An 18,588-nucleotide genomic window follows, 5' to 3' on the forward strand; every position below is an offset into this window, starting at 1 on the left:
AATCGGACTCAAAGTACATAAAAAATTTTTTGTCCCGCAATAGTTTGGCAATATTTTTTTTCCCTGCACCACAAGGGGTTGCATTTTTTGCAGGTAATAGGGCAATTTTTATTAGCTTTGGCATCTTTTTGCGCCTTCTTGGCAGACATTAACGTTTAGCACAATTTTTGACGCAAGGCAATATCTGGTGAAAGCCCTCAACACGATCGGAATAGCCACGTTTGCCCACAATAAATTATAACAGAATGATCGGATTTATCTCAAAACTATTTGGCGGAAGCAAGTCAGATAAAGATGTAAAAAAAGTACAACCCGTTGTAGAGGCCACCAATAAGGCTTTTGAAGAATTTAAAGGCCTGAGCAACGACCAGCTCAGAAATAAAACGAAGGAATTCCGGGCGGCCATACAGGAGCACCTGACTGATATAGATCGCCAGATAACCGAAAAAAAGCAGGAAGCGGAAGCTATTTCTCTCGAAGAAGTGCATGCCCGTGAAGCTGCCTATAACGAGATAGACAAACTGATCAAAAAACGCGATGAGCAGATCGAAGAGATACTGGAGCAGATCATGCCACAGGCTTTCGCTGTTATCAAAGAAACAGCCCGTCGCTTCAAAGAAAACCCGGAAGTAGCTGCTACGGCTACCGAACAGGATATACGTCTGGCCGAATCCCGTGACTATGTGCGCGTTGAAAACGGACAATCTTATTTCAAAAATAACTGGACTGCCGCCGGTGTTCCTGTCACCTGGAACATGGTACACTACGATGTACAGCTGATCGGTGGCGCGGTACTGCACCAGGGGAAGATAGCGGAGATGGCTACCGGTGAGGGTAAAACACTCGTATCCACACTACCCTCTTACCTCAATGCGCTGGCCGGCGAAGGTGTACATGTGGTTACCGTGAATGATTACCTGGCCCGTCGTGACCAGGAATGGAACGGCCCCGTATTCGAATGGCTGGGACTTACCGTCGATTGTATCGATAAACACCAGCCGAACTCCCCCGAGCGCCGCAATGCCTATCTCGCAGACATCACTTACGGAACCAATAACGAATTTGGCTTCGACTACCTGCGCGACAACATGGTGCATCATCCTGAAGAGAAAGTACAGCGCAAACACCATTTTGCAATGGTGGATGAGGTGGATAGCGTATTGATCGACGATGCGCGTACGCCATTGATCATATCCGGTCCGGTACCGCGCGGAGACGAACAGCAATTCCACCTGCTGAAACCACGTATCGAATACCTCGTGGAAATGCAGAAGCGTATTGTAAACCAGGCTATCACCGAGGCAAAAAAACTTATTGCAGAAGGCAAAACAGATAAAGAGACCGGCGGACTGCAGCTGATGCGTGCGTATCGTGGTCTGCCTAAGAGCAGCGCCCTGATCAAGTTTCTGAGTGAAGAAGGCAACAAACAGATCCTTCAGAAAGCGGAAAACCACTATATCTCCGAGCACAACAAAAACATGCCGAAGGTGGATGAAGAACTCTACTTTGCCATCGACGAAAAAAACAACAGTGTGGAGCTGACCAATAAAGGTCTGGCTACCATCACGCAAGGCGGGGAAGATCCCAACTTCTTCCTGCTGCCGGAAATATCAACCGAAATCGCTGCCATCGAAAACAGCGGTGCAAGTCCCGAGGAAAAACTGCAACGCAAAGATGCGTTGCTCCAGGATTACGCAATTAAAGCGGATCGCATCCACTCCCTGCAGCAACTGCTGAAAGCATATACCCTGTTCGATAAAGATGTGGAGTATGTGGTAATGGATGGCAAGGTGAAGATCGTGGATGAACAGACTGGACGTATCCTCGACGGACGCCGCTACAGCGACGGATTGCATCAGGCGATTGAGGCAAAAGAAAACGTAACCGTGGAAGCAGCGACACAAACATTCGCTACCATCACGCTGCAAAACTTCTTCCGTATGTACCACAAACTGTGTGGTATGACCGGTACCGCAGAAACGGAAGCTGGTGAATTCTGGAGCATCTATAAGCTGGATGTTGTTGCGATCCCTACCAATATCCCGATTGCACGTAAAGACCAGCAGGACCTGGTATACAAAACCAAACGCGAGAAATACAAGGCAGTTATCGATGAGGTGGAAAAACTTACCGCCGAAGGACGCCCCGTACTTGTGGGTACTACTTCAGTAGAGGTTTCCGAGTTACTGAGCCGTATGCTGCAGCAGAAGAAAATCAAACATAATGTACTGAATGCGAAGCAGCATGCGTCGGAAGCGCGCGTGGTCGCAGAAGCAGGTCTGCCCGGAGCGGTAACGATCGCCACCAACATGGCCGGTCGCGGTACCGATATCAAACTCGGTCCCGGCGTGAAGGATGCAGGCGGTCTCTCGATTATCGGCACAGAACGTCACGAAAGCCGCCGTGTGGACCGCCAGCTGCGTGGTCGTGCGGGTCGCCAGGGAGATCCGGGAACTTCACAGTTCTTCGTATCGCTGGAAGACGATCTGATGCGCCTGTTCGGCTCTGAGCGTATTGCCGCAATGATGGACAAAATGGGCCATAAAGACGGCGAGGTGTTGCAACACAGCATGATCTCCAAGTCTATCGAGCGTGCGCAGAAAAAAGTGGAAGAAAATAACTTCGGTATCCGCAAGCGTTTGCTGGAATATGATGATGTGATGAATGCGCAGCGGAATATGATCTACAAATTCCGTAACCATGCGCTGTACGGGGATCGCCTGGCGATCGACCTGGACAATGCCATGTATAACGTATGCCACGATATCACAAGTCAGGCATTGCAGCACAAAGACGCTGACATGTTTAAGCTTGAGTTTGCAAAACACCTGGCATTCGAACCAGAAATTGACGCACAGTTGCTGGCAAAAGGAAATGCTGAAGCAATCGGAGACGAAGTGTATATGCAGGCTAAAGATTTCTACAGCCGTAAAATGCAGAGCATCCGCGAACATATGACGCCGCAATTGCGCATGGTGATGGAGCAGAGCAACGGCCAGGTGGAGAACATCGTGGTGCCGTTTACGGACGGTATGCGTGGCATCCAGATCTACGCCAACATGAAAGAAACGATCGAGAAAGAATCACGCCCGGTGATCCAGGAGCTTGAGAAGAATATCACGCTGGCAATGATCGACGATTCCTGGAAAGATCATCTGCGCCGCATGGACGAACTGCGCAGCTCCGTTCAGATGGCTTCTTACGAGCAGAAAGATCCGCTGCTGATCTACAAGTTTGAAGCTGCGAATCTGTTCAAACAGATGAACCTGGAAACCAACCGCACGATCATATCGTTCCTGTTCCGCGCAGGCATTCCGGTTCAGGAAGCCCCACAGGAAGCACAGCAGATACCTACCCAGGTGACAGACATGAGCGATTATTATGAGAATCGCAATGAGATTGACGAAGCGGGCCAGGATTACGCCGCAAACGAAAATGACTATTACAACGAGTCGCAGCAGTCGGCTCCGCGCCAGCAGCCGGTTACAGCTGCGCCGAAAATCGGTCGCAATGACGAATGCCCCTGCGGTAGCGGCAAAAAATATAAAAACTGCCATGGCAGAGGATTGTAAAATCCTTCGGAAGCAATAAAAAACGGCTGACCTAACAGGTCGGCCGTTTTCGTTACAGCCTGTTTCAAAAGGTGCAATGCTGCCTGTGGCTACTCCAAAAAGAAACCCCCTGTATTTTGCCGCGCCACCTTTCGGCAACATCAGTGGTTGTCCTCACACCACAGGCAAATACAGGAGGCTATCCTAACAGTAAAACAAGAATTCATGATGTCTCTTCCGAAACCCAATAAGCAAAAGTAACAGGGAAAACCTGCTGCACCCTGTTTCTGACCATAAACACTACATAAGTAGTGTAGTAGCGGAAGCAATGATTAACACGCTGATAGCACCTTATTAACCGCAACAAATTTCCATTTGCCTTCCAACAGACTTATATTCGTCCCAAAAAAACCATGAACCTCAAAATCCTTTTCTTAAGTTCTGCGATAGCATGCTCCGGACTTTCTGCTTACGCTTTTGACAAAAAAGACAAAAACAGCGAAGGCATTATTATGGTCAAAGATGAAACATCGCAAACCTACGTCTGCGATACGGTGATTGATGCCCCGAATATCACAAAAGACGTTTTGTTCAGCAGGGTAAAATCCTGGACTGTAGCGAATATTAAGTCTGCAGACAACAATAACGTCTATGATGATAAAGAATACAAGATCATTAATACTGCCGCTATTAAAATTGAGCCGAAAAACGGATTCGGCTGGACTCTGACAGATGGCTTTTTCGACTTCAAGCTTTCCATATTTTTTAAAGATGGTCGTTTGAAAATTCATATCGACAATGTCGTCTTCCATGCAGAGTTCATGAACGCCAATCCCGAAACCTACACTTATGAGCAACTGAAGAATGACGGCCTGTCCAAACATTTGCGCAGCCAGTCGAACAGCAGGCTGGGAGCCGTGATCGCAGCCATTGCAAAAGCCGCAAACAGCGATACGAAATCGAATGACAACTGGTAACTGATCCGTTGCTTATCAATCATTATAAAAGAATCCCCCGCCGGTAACGACAGGGGATTCTTTCATTTAAGCAGGTAGTAGTGTAGTAGCAGTTCGTCTATTGTTTTTCTATTCTTCTTACCTCGCGTACCTCATCTCCGGTAAGTTGTACCATATACAAACCGGCAGGCAGTTCGCTTACAGAAATACTTTTGCCAGTGTAAGCGGCTGTTTTAACCAGTTTGCCTTCCATATTGAAGATAGCAACCTCGTTGATGGGTTTGGAAGATCTGATATTGATCGCGTCGTTTGCCGGAGCAGGGAATATGGTGATGTCGGCAACAGACTGAGCCATTTCTTTAACTGAGGTGGTAATGGCATCTTTATCTGTTACCATAAACGGACTCAGTGAAGTGATTCCGGTTCTCGTCATCGCGTACATACCGCCGCTTACGGAAGTTGCTGCAGCAGGAGACGCTACGTCCCACATACCGCCGGTATAATGAGAAATATAAGCCTGTGTTCTGTTGAATGCATTTACTTCAAGTGTGCTATTCCACATTGCAGTCAGGTCGAAGTTGATACCGCTTGCAGCGCTGCTGGTGATATACCAGGTATTTTTCACCATTGGTTGAGTAGCAGACAATACAGAACCGGAAGTTCCGTTCGCCATTACAGATCCGTTTACGCTCACACCCACATCGCTCGTTACTGATGAAGTGTTGGCAGCAACCATGATTGGCGTATAGTCAGTCGCCGTACCTACCATGAAGGTTGCATTGCTTCCGGCCGCCAGATTTGCCATCAGTCTGCCGGAACCATCTGCCTGTACATAGCTGTTGGCAGAACCACCGGTAACACTTGAACCTGCATTCAGGTACAGGTCGTTGGAACCGAGCATAATTTTTCCGGAAAGCAGGCTCAGCGTACCATTCACATTCAGGTTAGAACCCAGCATAATACCGGTTGTTCCGCTACCTGTATTGATGGTGAGGTTATTAAGCACATTGCTTCCTGAAGTAAAACGTAAAGAGCCTGAAGGCGTAACCATTGTTTTTACAGTCAGATTGGAAAATGCGCTTCCGCTGATCGTTCCGCTGCCGCCTGTTGCGATATCCGCATCGGCGCCCAGGGTGAGCGACTTGTTGTTGAGTGACAACATGCCGGATTGAAGAGAAAGTACGCTGTTAAGTTCCACATCATCCGAAAGGTTCAGGGTACCGCTTACTTTCACGGTAACGCTGTCCAGACCATCGCCATACAGTTCGAGTCCGGTGGAAGATGCACCGGAAAGATATACCACATTATAAGTACTGTCGAGATTCAGCATTCCCGGGCTGCTGTAAGTAAGCATACCGCCGCTGACTTCGATAGTGGATTTTTCGGCCATAGACAGTTTACCGGATGCAACGCTCAATGAACCTGCCGTGAGGCGGAGCGTGTTGCGCACGTAAACATTCGCAGCAGAAGAAATATTCACACCGGTAGACGTAAGGTTACGTGCCATGATATTACCTGCGAAATACATACCGGAACTAAGGCCCAGAGAAAGACTGTCTACATCAATAGAACCCGCTCCGGACAAATCGCCGGATGTCATGATCAGATCGCCTCCGGAAACAGAACTCAGAGAGCCCAGCACCGTCAAGGAAGAAGATCCCGAGAATGTAACCATATCGGTAAGGGTTACCGTTAAGCCCGCAGGGATAATGATAACATCAGAGGTAAGTGAAGACGCGGGAGCTACTCCACCCCATGTGGAGGCCGCATTAAAGTTACCGGATGCCACAGCAGTGAAAGTTGCTGCCCGGCTGTTCATGCCACTTGCCGACACCAGCATCAGAAGTGCTGCGCCGCTTGCTTTTTTGAGTAATGATTGAAGCATCGTCTTGGATTTTTAGTTAAACAATAATTTGAAACAAAGGTATCCGGCCCTCCCGGCGCGGCTTTTACACGATCTTCTATAAATTCTTACATAGTCTTTACCCGCGGTGGTCGCCTCGTCCGTGGCAAAAAATGATTTAACGGCACAGACGCTGCAGTGTCATCGCATTATGTACTGCATCTCCTATTGTATTATTGAAATAAGCAAACACAACTTTTCCAGCATTTGTAGCTTCATTTAAAAATTCAGCATATTCTTCGAGCACCGGATCGGGATAAGAGCCCCGGTAATCGCCCTTTTCTCCATGAAATCTCAGAAACAGGAAAGAGCCGGCCGTTTCCACTAAAGAGATGCCGGATGCGGGCATATCGTGCTGTACCAGCGTAGTCCGGGGCAATTGCCGGAGCCATTCAAATGCATCGTCGTTATACCAGGATCTATCCCGGAATTCGACAGCAATACGCCATGGCTGCATTTCGGTCGCTTCAATGAGATGATCCATCAGCGCCCGAACCTGCCGGAACAAAGAGTAGCGAATACTTCCCGGAAACTGTATGAGAAGGCAACCCTTTTTTGTACCGGCTTCATTTACCGATTGCAGAAAGCTCTTTATATCTTCCCTATCATACCGCAGTTCTTTCGCATGCGTGATGCCGCGCCACAACTTAAAGGTGAACAGAAAATCTTCCGGCACTTCCGTTGTCCACCGCGCTACTGTTGCGGGTTTTGGAATTTTATAAAAGGAACTGTTTACCTCAAGGCTGTTGAACAAAGAAGCATAATAACACAGCCTGCTTTTTTCCCTGTAGGCTTCCGGGAAAAATGCTTTGTTCGGAACCGGCAGAACGATGTTGCTTGTGCCGATATAGCAATGCGTCTTAATTATATGCTTCATTTATTCTGGTTTACGATTCCCACAAATTGGCATGTATCGGAAAACGTTTTGTTACACACTTCTGTTCTTCATTTACATGCTTGCAATAGCTACGGGTTAAACAACAGGATGAGAATTGATTACATTTGTACCGAAGCATGCAGGCAACGAAACATTCACGTATATCTCAGCTATGGCGCAGCCCTTCGTCGGTCTTCGCGATCGGATTCATCGTATTGACGCTGCTTACGGCATTGTTCGCTTACCGGCTGGCACCCGATGCCTCTGCCAATGGCAACCGCATGATCGTGGAGCTTGGCGCAAAAAGCCCAGGATTTTCCAAACACTTACTGTTGGTACCGACCAAAAACGTCCAGGCCCCGGAAAGTGGCAGCTGGTGGAATGGCACTCCTGATACGTTTCAATATATCCCCATCAACAGCTATTCGCTGAGCGGAGGTACAGTACGGGTGGTTCATTTTATTGATGAAGGCCTTTCGGACACACTGACATTTTCACTGCAACAATTGGTACCCGCTGCTATTGCGGCTCAACCGGTGCAGGAACAACAGCAGTTCTTTGTAAGGCACCGCCTGCGGAAGCAAACATTTTATCTCGGCACAGACCGGTATGGGCGTGATATCCTCTCCCGCCTGCTGATAGGCTCTCGCGTAAGCATCGCAGTGGGTCTGATCGCCGTATTGCTTTCTTTATCCATCGGCATACTTTTCGGATCTCTGGCGGGATATTTCGGGGGCTGGGTAGACCGATCAGTTATGTTTCTCGTGAATATCCTCTGGTCGGTACCGACACTGCTGCTGGTATTTGCATTAACGCTTACACTCGGGAAAGGATTCTGGGAGATTTTTATAGCTATCGGACTCACCATGTGGCTCGGAGCGGCACGTCTCATACGCGGGCAAACGCTTGCTTTACGGGAAGCCGATTATGTACAGGCTGCAAAAGCAATAGGCGCGTCGCATGCACGCATCATTATGCGCCATATACTGCCCCATCTCGGTGGTGTGGTAATGGTGATCGCCGCATCGAATTTTGCCACGGCAATACTGGTGGAAGCGGGGCTCAGTTTTCTGGGCATCGGCATACAGCCGCCTCAGCCTTCATGGGGTTTAATGATCAAGGAGCACTACAATTTCCTTATCACCAATCAGCCGCTTTCCGCGATCATTCCGGGTCTGGCGATCATGATGCTGGTATATTCCTTCAATATCCTGGGTAACAAGCTCAGGGACATACTGGATGTCCGCTCCTGACGGGTCAGAGTATCAGGTAATCGATATTTTTGATCTTATCTTTTTCAAGCAGTCCGGCAAACTGCACTTCAGGCAGCTGGCGCAGATATTTCAGGTAGTGCATTGCACGTTCCTCCGGATCGTCGTCCGTGATCAGCCAGATGTAATCGATATTTTTCAGGCTCGGAAGCAACAATACATCTTCCACTTTCAGCTTATACAGTGTGTACACAAACGCGGATCCGCATACAGGAGACTGGTAAACCGCGAACGAATAAGTGACGTTTTTCTTACCGATCTGCACATCAAGATGGGTGGTGCGTTCAAAATCGAGCGAGAACGCCTGGTTCAGAAAATGACAGAGACTGTATATAGGCTTATCGCTGGAAATGCCGATCAATGCAGCATTTTCAAAAAATACATCTTCGATCTCAAACTGATCCAGTTTTAATATTTTTTTTGCGGCAGCCAAATTAGTTCTACTTTTATTTTCTCAAATTTCCACCAAAATTAGTTCATTACAAATTTCATTTTTATGGTTATCGGCATTATCGCAGGACTTGTCCTGATTATTCTTTTTTCCGGAATGGTTACGGTAAATCAGGGCTCCGTTGCAGTGATTACCGTTTTCGGGAAATATAAGCGCGTGATGCGTCCCGGATTGAATCTGCGCATTCCGCTCATTGAAAAAATATACAAACGTATCTCTATACAGAACCGCTCTATGGAATTGCAGTTCCAGGCGATCACCCAGGACCAGGCAAATGTAAATTTCTCTGCGATGATGCTGTACGCTGTGCTCAATCAGGATGACAATACGATTCAGAATGTTGCCTTCAAATTCCTCGACGAACGCAACTTCCTGCAGGCGCTGGTGCGTTCGGTGGAAGGTTCGGTACGTGCGTTCGTGGCTACCAAACGACAATCAGAAATCCTGCAGCTGCGCATGGAGATCATTCACCACGTTAAAGAGCAACTGGACAATCAGTTGGAAGAATGGGGATTTCACCTGCTCGACCTGCAGATCAACGACATTACATTTGACGAGGCAATTATGCGCTCAATGGCACAGGTGGTGGCATCCAACAACCTGAAGGCCGCGGCCGAAAACGAAGGACAGGCATTGCTGATCACCAAAACCAAAGCGGCGGAAGCAGAAGGAAATGCGATTAAAATTTCCGCAGAAGCAGAAAAAATGGCTTCTCAGTTACGCGGGGAAGGTGTGGCGTTATTCCGGGAGGAAGTAGCGAAGGGTATGGCGCTTGCCGCAAAAGAAATGGAGCAGGCCAACCTGGACGCTTCTTTCATTTTGTTCTCCATGTGGACCGACGCGATCAAACACTTCGCTGAAAACGGGAAAGGCAATACGATCTTCCTTGATGGCAGCACAGACGCACTGCAACGTACGATGCGCCAGTTGCAAACCACACTGGATGGCTCTTCCAAATAACCTGTTGTACCCGGAGTGCGCAATCACCATTTTCCAGAAAGAGCAGTCAGTTTATTGCGCGAGCACGCATTGCTGATAGTCATTGTGCTTATTGCACTGGGACTGCGTTTGTACATGATACAGGCAGATCCTTTCCTGCACGACTGGGATGAGCGATTCCACGCGCTGGTGGCCCGGAATATGATGGATCGCCCCTTCTACCCGGTACTTTATAAAAATCCGGTTATCCCGTTCGACCCGTCGGCATGGTGCTGCAACCAGGTCTGGCTGCATAAGCAACCGCTGTTCCTGTGGCAAATGGCTTTATCCATGCGTATTTTCTGTGTATCGGAATGGGCACTGCGATTGCCTTCCGCCATCATGGGCACCCTATCTGTGCTGCTTGTGTACAGATTGTCCTGGCTGCTCACGCGTGAAAAAAGAGCGGCGGTGATTGCTGCATTGATTATTTGCTGCTCCTGCTATCAGCTGGGGCAGATATCCGGCAGGGAAGGAATGGATCACAATGATGTGGCATTTTGCTTTTACGTACTGGCCAGCTTCTGGGCCGCCGCAGAGTACCGTGAAAAGCCGGTATTGTCACGTGCTTTGATGATCGGAGTATTTGCCGGCGCGGCTGTATTGAACAAGTGGCTCACAGGCTTGCTGGTTTTTTTGCCGCTGGGCATATGCTGGCTTACCGATCTGTGCAGGCGTAAAAGCATGAAGCGGATACATACAGGTCATTTTTTTGCTGCGCTTATAACGGGCATCCTGGTATTTCTTCCCTGGCAACTTTATATATGGCATCGCTTTCCTACAGAAGCGCGGATCGAATTCGATTTGAACACACGTCACCTGTTCTCCGTAGTGGAAGGACATGAAGGCGATCCGGGCTATTACCTGAGCCACTTCAATCAATATTTCGGGGACATTATCGAAATTCTTGTCGTTCCCGCGCTGCTGTTATTTTCCATCTCCCGCCGTGTCCCCTCTTTTGCGAAAGTATTGCTTGTGGCACCCGTCTTGTTCGCTTTCTGCTTCTTCTCTTTTGTAGTGCAAACCAAAGTGACCGGCTTCTTTTTTGTAGCATATCCATTCGTGATCGTCATGATCGGGTTGCTGCTGCACGAACTGCTGCGTCTGGTACCGGGCATATCTCAGCCTCTGCTCTATGGCCTACTCTGTATCGCGCTTGCATACTGGAGCCTGAACCCGCAGCGCATCTGCGACCAGGGACACACCCGGGACCGCGAACAGAAAATAAGGAACGCAGCTTTGTACAAATCGTTGCACCGGTTGTTGCCCCGCGACATAAACGTGCTCTGTAATGTGGATCTTATCGACCATGCAAATGTGATGTTTTACAATCCCCGCTTAAGCGCGTATAATTTTTGCTTTAATGAAGAGGAGATGAAATCGCTCGTCCGCAAAAAGGTCGGAGTTGCGATATTGCCGGATCGCCCCGGTTATAACATTCCGGACTACGTAAGGCGCTATCCTTATGTATACATGGTCCCTGTCAGCGCTTATACTCCCTGACCTTCCTGCCCCGGGCCACCTTTGCCTTATAAATAAACGCGAGCGAGCTGTTAGCGTAAATGTAGCACACATGATCTCCCGGCTTACTAAAGGGGATGCCGATATAATATCCGTTTTCGTCTATATCTGCCCCTACAAGAATTTGCGGATGATTGTCCCAGGATATAGTCATCTGAGGTACCCGCACTGGTCCTGCAAACAGGAATTGTAGCTCCATAGAACTGTCAGCATATCCTTTCAGCATCCCTGATTTCGACATCGGGGCCAGGCCAATGGCAATTGCTGTTGCCGTGGGTATCGGCGCGTTCTTGAATTCGATCTGCTTCAGCGGCACTTCCAGCAACTGGTCTTCCGGCTTATCCGGGAAATGCGTGAAAGCGAACAGGCGACGATTGGTAAGCCACCACGCATCTGTCCACTGCCGGTCTATAAAGCGCATTTTATTATTCCATATCCCGCCACAGAGGGAAGGATCCACAACGTAGTCTGTATGATCTACGCGGATGACGCTCCAGTAATGGATAGCTTCTTTATCCAGTTCTCCGATATCCTCCTCATGCAAACGGATAAGCCCGCGCACAGTCCTGCACGAAATGTGCTTCAGTTCGCACATCGCTTTGAATAAATCGGCAAAGCCCTTTGGACTTGCCTTCCGCTCCATCAATGCGGAAGAAGCGTTATCCGGTTTGTTTTTTGGATGTTTCATCCGATGCAGATCCAGTTCAAGGTACAGAAAGCACCAGCGGTAAAAGGCGCGCGTCATCTGTAACTCGTCTTTACAGGATGCCGTGATGGAATCGACTATAAACCTCAGGGAATAACCTTTCATCGGCCCGGCTTTGGTTACCAGACTATCAAGAAACTGGAATTCTTCCTTCCGCAATTTACCGGCATGCGCCCGGCTGCAGGTAAACAGGACCAGGAACATAACAAAGCATATTCGTTTCATTACAAGGGGCTATCTCAGCTTAAAGATAGTACAAACGCGGCTATTGGCTACGCGGAATGAATAGATTTCGTTGCCCTTACACTGCTCAAAATCATTTGGAAAAAGCCGGTAATTCGTAATGAAATAGTCGCCGGATTCCCGTTCTATCCACTGTTCCGTCTCCTCAACATGTTGCAGCTCCAGGCGCCGGTCCTGACCGAAAAAGATCCTGTAGGTGGCCGCACAGGGACTTTCCCGGTATCGCACTATAATATGTGAAGAAGTACCGTGGTCCAGAATGTAATTCAAACCCTGCCGGAATGAAAGTCCCCAGTAGTCCATTTCCCAGCGATGTCTTATTTCGTCAGGTCTGGTACCTGCCAGCACATTAAAGTATACATTGGACAAAGGAAAAGAACTGATCGTAAATGCCAGCGGGCTGAGTACCGCAAAAACTATTGCGGACTTTAGGATCCGGTTATTCCGGGTAAACAAGATCAATTCAGAAAGCGCCCATACCGATAGCAGCACAAATGCAGGATAAATAAAGAAAACCTGGCGCCAGGCATCATATACAACGGAATGAAGCACAATGACGGCAAGCACCGGACCCAGACAGGTGATCAGCGCGAGCAGGCGCAGCCGGTAATCAGCATCGTAAAAACAGGCAAACGGCTTTCTCAATAAAGAAATACCTACGAGGATAATACCTCCGATACCAGTTGCCAGATAAAACACAGGTGTGGTAATGCCTATCCATACGGGCAAATAGTACCATGGGATTTGGGAAGCATGAATAAAGGTTCCGTTGAAAAAAACGGATGCATCCCAGCGGGAAAATACCGACATACTCTTCCATACGTGCAGCAATCCATCCAACGGATGCATCCACAAGAAAGGCCAGAAAAGATACACTGTGAGGCAGGAACTGAATACGTAGACTGTCAGTTGCAACAGCTTCTGTCTTACACTTTTGCGCCGCGCTATGTTAAAGCAAACTTGTCCGAACAGGAAGAAGAGCACACTTACAAAAAATAAAATGCCCAGAATGCGGATGTCTGTCAGCAACCCTGTAGCAACTCCGATCATCCAGAAAACAATCAGTCGCTCAGAATCGAAAGCTCGCGAAAAAACATAGAGGCAGATGGCGTACATAGACAGAAAAGGCAGATCCTTGGAATTGTAAAACGAATCTGCGTATATGCGCGGATGCAGCAGCAACAGCAATAAGCCGGTGACAGCGAGGAAATTACTCTGAAAAATACGCCGCAGCAACAGGTAGAAACACCAGGCGCCGCCGAGGAAAAATAAATGCGTAACCAGATGCCGCATCAGGTATATATCTGACAATTGCCTGAGATGCAGCAATTTCTCGAGTCCCAGCAACAGCAACTCAAACACCACACCGTAATCACGGTTATCCCATTGCAGCAGAAAGTTATCACGGCCTCTGATATAATCATACGATATCTGCGCGGCATACCGCTGGGCTTCCTCATCCCAACTGATGCCGTAATTCTGAAAAGAGCATAAGCCTGCCACAAGGAACAGAGCCCAGACTATGAATCCTGAGCGGCGGCTTAAAACAGAGCGTAATTGCATGGTATCGGAAGGACAAGATAACAAAAAGCCCGCTACCGTAAGGGCAGCGGGCTTTATTTAAAACAGTATCTGATTATTTAGAGATCAGACCTGCGAAGTATTTCACAGTACGAACGAGCTGAGAAACATAGCTCATTTCGTTATCATACCAGCTTACGGTTTTCACGAGTTGATGATCGCCCACGGTAACCACTTTGGTTTGTGTAGCATCAAACAGAGAACCGAAAGAGATACCGATGATATCGCTGGAAACGATTTCGTCTTCTGTATATCCGAAAGATTCATTTGAAGCGGCTTTCATAGCAGCGTTGATTTCTTCTGCGCTTGTCTTTTTACCCAGAACAACGGTCAGTTCAGTCAGAGAACCGGTAACGGTAGGAACACGCTGTGCGCCGCCGTCCAGTTTTCCTTTCAGATCAGGCAGAACGAGTCCGATTGCTTTTGCAGCACCTGTGGAGTTAGGAACGATATTTTCTGCAGCTGCACGTGCACGGCGCAGATCACCTTTCGCATGCGGAGCATCGAGTGTGTTCTGGTCGTTGGTGTAAGCGTGTACAGTGGTCATCTGACCTACTTTGATTTCGTAGTTCTCGTGCAGTACTTTTGCCATAGGAGCCAGGCAGTTGGTAGTACAGGAAGCACAGCTGATCACGGTCTCAGAACCATCGAGAATATCATGGTTCACGTTGAAAACCACAGTTTTCAGATCACCGGTAGCAGGAGCGGAGATAACAACGCGTTTAGCGCCGGCAGTGATGTGTGCTTTAGCTTTTTCAGCATCGGTAAAGAAACCGGTGCACTCCAGCACTACATCCACTTCATGCGCGCCCCATGGAATCTGGGCCGGATCTTTCTGAGCGTAGATTTTAATTGTGTTGCCATTTACGGAGATGGAATCTTCACCATGGCTTACAGCAGCATCAAAACGTCCCTGAGCAGTGTCGTACTTTAACAGGTGAGCCAACACTTTCGGTTGGGTCAGATCGTTGATGGCTACAACATCAATACCGTCCATGTTGAAAATCTGACGGAATGCCAGGCGACCAATACGGCCAAATCCGTTGATGGCAACTTTTACTTTACTCATGATTTTTTATGGTTATAATTGAATGACAAAATATAAATTGGCTGCAAAGGTAGGTCAATTTCAAATGCCAAATACCACAAAACGCTCCCTCCGGCCGGCTGCGGCGCTAAACTCCTGAGAGTCTGCCCAAATTAGTATCTTCACCCCCTATTTTAAGAAAAAATTATGTCCAGATTTTTACTTTGGGCCTGCATCGCATTGACCGCACTGCCGGCTGCAGCCCAGCATGCTGCAGGAACTGCTTCTGCTGCTCCTTTTCAGAATGATCCGCTTTACTGGAAAAACCGGCAGCCGGTAGCAGGCTACTGGCAACAGGATGTACATTATTCGATCAACGCACGTATAGACGAATCGGACAACCGCATAGATGCCACGCAGCAACTGGAATACTGGAACAATTCACCGGACACCCTAAAATATGTCTACTTCCATTTATATCAGAATGCATTTATCAAAGGGTCCCACCTGCACGAACTGGAAAAAGCCAATAAAGGCATACTCCGGCTGGGGAAAAAGGAAGCTGAAGGCAAGGGCATTGTGATCGAACGGATAGCGGGATTGTCTGGCCAGGCACTCCGTACAGAACTGGATAATACTATTATGAAGGTATACCTGGAAGTGCCGCTTTTACCCGGGCAGAAAACCAGCTTCGCGATACAATTCTCCACCTATTATGATAAAGGAGCCACAAGACGCCGCATGCAGATGTATGACGCCTGGGGCTTTATGCATTATAATGGCGTGCAATGGTATCCGAAAATCTGCGTTTACGACCGCAAATTCGGCTGGGATACTTACCAGCACCTGAACAAAGAGTTTTACGGCGATTTCGGTTCGTTCGATGTTTCACTCGATTTCCCATCCAACTATGTAGTGGAAGCCACCGGCGCCATACAGAACCGCGACGAAGTGCTGCCGAAAGAACTACGTGAAAAACTCGATGTAAAGAATTTCGCTAAAAAGCCCTGGAATGAAGCGCCTTCAGAGATTACCCCGTATGTAAAAGGTGAACGCAAAACATGGAAATTCCATGCCGACAATGTGCATGACTTTGCATTCACCGCTGATCCGTCTTACCGGATCAATACCACCTACTGGAACGGCATCGAATGTGTGGGACTCGTTCAGGAGCCGCATGCTTCCGGATGGCAGACCAGTGCCGAATATGTGGCAAAAATCATTAAGACATTTTCAGAAGATTTCGGGCCATATGCCTATCCGAAAATGATTGCAGCAGATGCCAATGACGGGATGGAATACCCGATGCTGACGATGGACGGAGGCAGCGCGCCCGGCTACAACGGTCTGCTGATACATGAAATAGGTCACAACTGGTTCTATGGCATGGTAGGCAGTAACGAGACTTACAGGGCGGCCATGGATGAGGGCTTCACGCAGTTCCTGACGGCCTGGGGCATCAATCGCATCGACGGACGTATGACTCCCGCCTCAAAGAAAGGCTGGCGCGGACATTTTTCCGAACCAACGGATATGATCGACCGTTCTGTTTTCAATGCATATCACTATGATGCGCTGAACCAGGAAGAGACTCCGCTGAATACACATTCCGACGACTTCAACAGCGCGCTCGGTCATGGCGGCGGGTATCGCCTCGTGTATTACAAAACTGCGTCGATGCTGTACAATCTGCAATATGTACTCGGAGACTCCCTGTTCTCCGAAACGATGAAGCATTATTTCGCCCAATGGAAAATTGCTCATCCTTATTTCGAAGATTTCAAGGCATCGGTAATCGGCTTCACACATGTAGATCTGAACTGGTTCTTTGACGAATGGTTTGAAACCACAAAGACCGCAGACTATGCGATCGGTCGCATCAGACATACGGACGGCAAAGACAATTATGACATCACCTTCAAAAGGAAAGGGGAAATGCAGATGCCGGTCGACTTTACCGTTACGGCCAAAGACGGACAGCAGTATTCGTACACAATTCCCAATACCTGGTTCACAAAAGAAACCAGCGCAACACCTTTACCCAAATGGTACGGATGGGCAAAGCTGCATCCGGATTACACCGCTTCCGTGAACATTCCCGGAGGTATCCGCCACGTGCAGATCGACACCAGCAACCGTCTTGTGGACATCAATATGCTCAACAATTACAAGACCCGCGGAATATTGCCTTTCAGCACCCGGGCCGTTCGCGTAAAACTGGACGGCGGCATCAATACACCTACAGACCGTAAACACTACAGGATGTTCGTGCGCCCCGATGTGTGGTGGAATGCGGTAGACGGCGTTAAAGCCGGGCTGCATTTTGAAGGCGACTATTTTGCCACACTGCATCAGGTGGATGCGTCCGTATGGGTAAACACGCATGCAGGACAACTGGATAAATACCTCGTGTACACGAACCAAGGTTGGTATGATCATTATGCACCGGTAAATTACACATTCAACTACAGCACACCTTTCTGCATCAGTCACCCCAAAGTATTGCTCAACATCAATTCCCGTTTCCTGGACGGGCTCTGGCTGCATCGCATAGGCGGTTCAATATCTTCGGGTGCAAACCTGTTTGAATTGTACGGACAAACCATGTGGCGCCCACTGAGCTACGATCGGGACTATCTGCTGTACACACACGAATGGAGCAGCAGAAGAGCATTGCCCAACAGCTCCGTGAATGCTGCAGTTACGCATCAGTATAATGGCAGGTATGGCGGCGGCTCCGTGAAGCTTTCAGCACGCGCGCCGTTCCTCACCGGAAATAACAGCCAGTCCTTTAACTATGCATATGCGCAACTTGAAATAAAAGACACCAAACGCATCGGCAAACTGGAGTTGCGCACCCGGATTTTCGGTCGCTACGGAACCGGAACCAATATTCCTTACGAGTCGGCATTGTTTGCAGCCGGGGCGAATCCGGAAGAGATGATGGAGAATAAGTATACACGCAGTGTAGGATTATCTCCCACCGAGTGGACCGGCGATATGTCCGGCTATAACACCAATCATTTCCAATATGGAGGCGGATTGAACCTTCGCGGATACGCGGGCTACCTCATGGCCGACGAACGAAACGGCAATGTATTGCTTGCTTATAAAGGCCGTTCGGGAGCAGCGGTAAATGCGGAACTTAAATTCAGTGACTACCTGAACCTGCGTCCGAAATTTACGCGCAAATGGTTGTCGGCAGCCATGTACCTTTTTGCAGATGCCGGCGTAATGGAATTGAGTCGTTACGATAGCCTGTCTTCGTATTGGAACATCCGCCCTTCCGGCATGGTCAGCGATATACGCGTTGATGCAGGAATAGGAGCAGCATTCACGATTCGCCGCTGGTTCGGACTGGATAAGCCCAAACCGCTCACACTGCGTTTTGATATGCCATTGTTCCTGAACCGTCCTCCTTACGCAAATCCGCAATATTTTACCGCCCGGTACGTGGTAGGCATCAACCGTGCATTTTAAGCATATTTAATAATTTAATAGACAGGCGCTTCCAAAACCGGAA

At 48.5% G+C, this 18,588-nt stretch carries 12 protein-coding genes; 6 read left to right on the top strand and 6 right to left on the bottom strand.

Annotation, left to right across the window (positions count from 1 at the left end):
- Window positions 1-245: 245 nt before the first annotated feature.
- Both secA and ABD846_RS05065 read left to right on the top strand, forming a co-directional pair.
- The gene (secA, locus tag ABD846_RS05060) at window positions 246-3,572 is read left to right on the top strand and encodes a preprotein translocase subunit SecA (RefSeq protein ID WP_344823337.1); all 3,327 of its coding nucleotides are present in this window, start codon (window positions 246-248) and stop codon (window positions 3,570-3,572) included.
- Window positions 3,573-3,964: 392 nt separating this feature from the next.
- Window positions 3,965-4,528, top strand: a complete 564-nt coding sequence (locus ABD846_RS05065; RefSeq protein WP_344823340.1) for a DUF4468 domain-containing protein — start codon at window positions 3,965-3,967, stop codon at window positions 4,526-4,528.
- 97 nt (window positions 4,529-4,625) lie between these two features.
- Here ABD846_RS05065 and ABD846_RS05070 read toward each other — a convergent pair whose 3' ends face one another.
- Together ABD846_RS05070 and ABD846_RS05075 are read right to left on the bottom strand one after the other, a co-directional pair.
- Window positions 4,626-6,392, bottom strand: coding sequence for a T9SS type A sorting domain-containing protein (locus ABD846_RS05070; protein WP_344823342.1), 1,767 nt, complete (start codon window positions 6,390-6,392; stop codon window positions 4,626-4,628).
- A 136-nt stretch (window positions 6,393-6,528) separates the two neighbouring features.
- Window positions 6,529-7,287, bottom strand: a complete 759-nt coding sequence (locus tag ABD846_RS05075) for a DUF72 domain-containing protein (RefSeq protein WP_344823344.1) — start codon at window positions 7,285-7,287, stop codon at window positions 6,529-6,531.
- A gap of 137 nt (window positions 7,288-7,424) precedes the next feature.
- On the opposite strand from ABD846_RS05075, the gene ABD846_RS05080 reads away from it, so the two are divergent.
- Window positions 7,425-8,540, top strand: a complete 1,116-nt coding sequence (locus ABD846_RS05080; protein WP_344823347.1) for an ABC transporter permease — start codon at window positions 7,425-7,427, stop codon at window positions 8,538-8,540.
- A gap of 4 nt (window positions 8,541-8,544) precedes the next feature.
- Here ABD846_RS05080 and ABD846_RS05085 read toward each other — a convergent pair whose 3' ends face one another.
- Window positions 8,545-8,991, bottom strand: a complete 447-nt coding sequence (locus ABD846_RS05085) for an IPExxxVDY family protein (protein WP_344823349.1) — start codon at window positions 8,989-8,991, stop codon at window positions 8,545-8,547.
- Window positions 8,992-9,054: 63 nt separating this feature from the next.
- Here ABD846_RS05085 and ABD846_RS05090 point away from each other — a divergent pair, with 63 nt between their 5' ends.
- Both ABD846_RS05090 and ABD846_RS05095 read left to right on the top strand, forming a co-directional pair.
- Window positions 9,055-9,969, top strand: a complete 915-nt coding sequence (locus tag ABD846_RS05090; protein WP_344823352.1) for an SPFH domain-containing protein — start codon at window positions 9,055-9,057, stop codon at window positions 9,967-9,969.
- Between the two features lie 69 nt (window positions 9,970-10,038).
- Window positions 10,039-11,490 (top strand): ArnT family glycosyltransferase, encoded by a 1,452-nt coding sequence (locus ABD846_RS05095; RefSeq protein WP_344823355.1) that lies wholly within the window; start codon window positions 10,039-10,041, stop codon window positions 11,488-11,490.
- On the opposite strand, the gene ABD846_RS05100 is transcribed toward ABD846_RS05095, so the two are convergent.
- The 3 genes from ABD846_RS05100 to gap form a co-directional block, all read right to left on the bottom strand.
- The gene (locus ABD846_RS05100) at window positions 11,471-12,439 is read right to left on the bottom strand and encodes a transglutaminase domain-containing protein (RefSeq protein WP_344823357.1); all 969 of its coding nucleotides are present in this window, start codon (window positions 12,437-12,439) and stop codon (window positions 11,471-11,473) included. The genes ABD846_RS05095 and ABD846_RS05100 overlap by 20 nt on opposite strands.
- Window positions 12,440-12,448: 9 nt before the next feature.
- Window positions 12,449-14,020, bottom strand: coding sequence for a glycosyltransferase family 39 protein (locus ABD846_RS05105; RefSeq protein WP_344823360.1), 1,572 nt, complete (start codon window positions 14,018-14,020; stop codon window positions 12,449-12,451).
- Between the two features lie 73 nt (window positions 14,021-14,093).
- Window positions 14,094-15,107, bottom strand: a complete 1,014-nt coding sequence (gene gap, locus ABD846_RS05110; RefSeq protein WP_344823363.1) for a type I glyceraldehyde-3-phosphate dehydrogenase — start codon at window positions 15,105-15,107, stop codon at window positions 14,094-14,096.
- A gap of 165 nt (window positions 15,108-15,272) precedes the next feature.
- Here gap and ABD846_RS05115 point away from each other — a divergent pair, with 165 nt between their 5' ends.
- Window positions 15,273-18,545, top strand: coding sequence for a M1 family metallopeptidase (locus ABD846_RS05115; RefSeq protein ID WP_344823366.1), 3,273 nt, complete (start codon window positions 15,273-15,275; stop codon window positions 18,543-18,545).
- Window positions 18,546-18,588 lie beyond the last annotated feature (43 nt).

Origin of the sequence: Rurimicrobium arvi (assembly GCF_039540495.1) — a bacterium.
Lineage (GTDB): Bacteria > Bacteroidota > Bacteroidia > Chitinophagales > Chitinophagaceae > Rurimicrobium > Rurimicrobium arvi.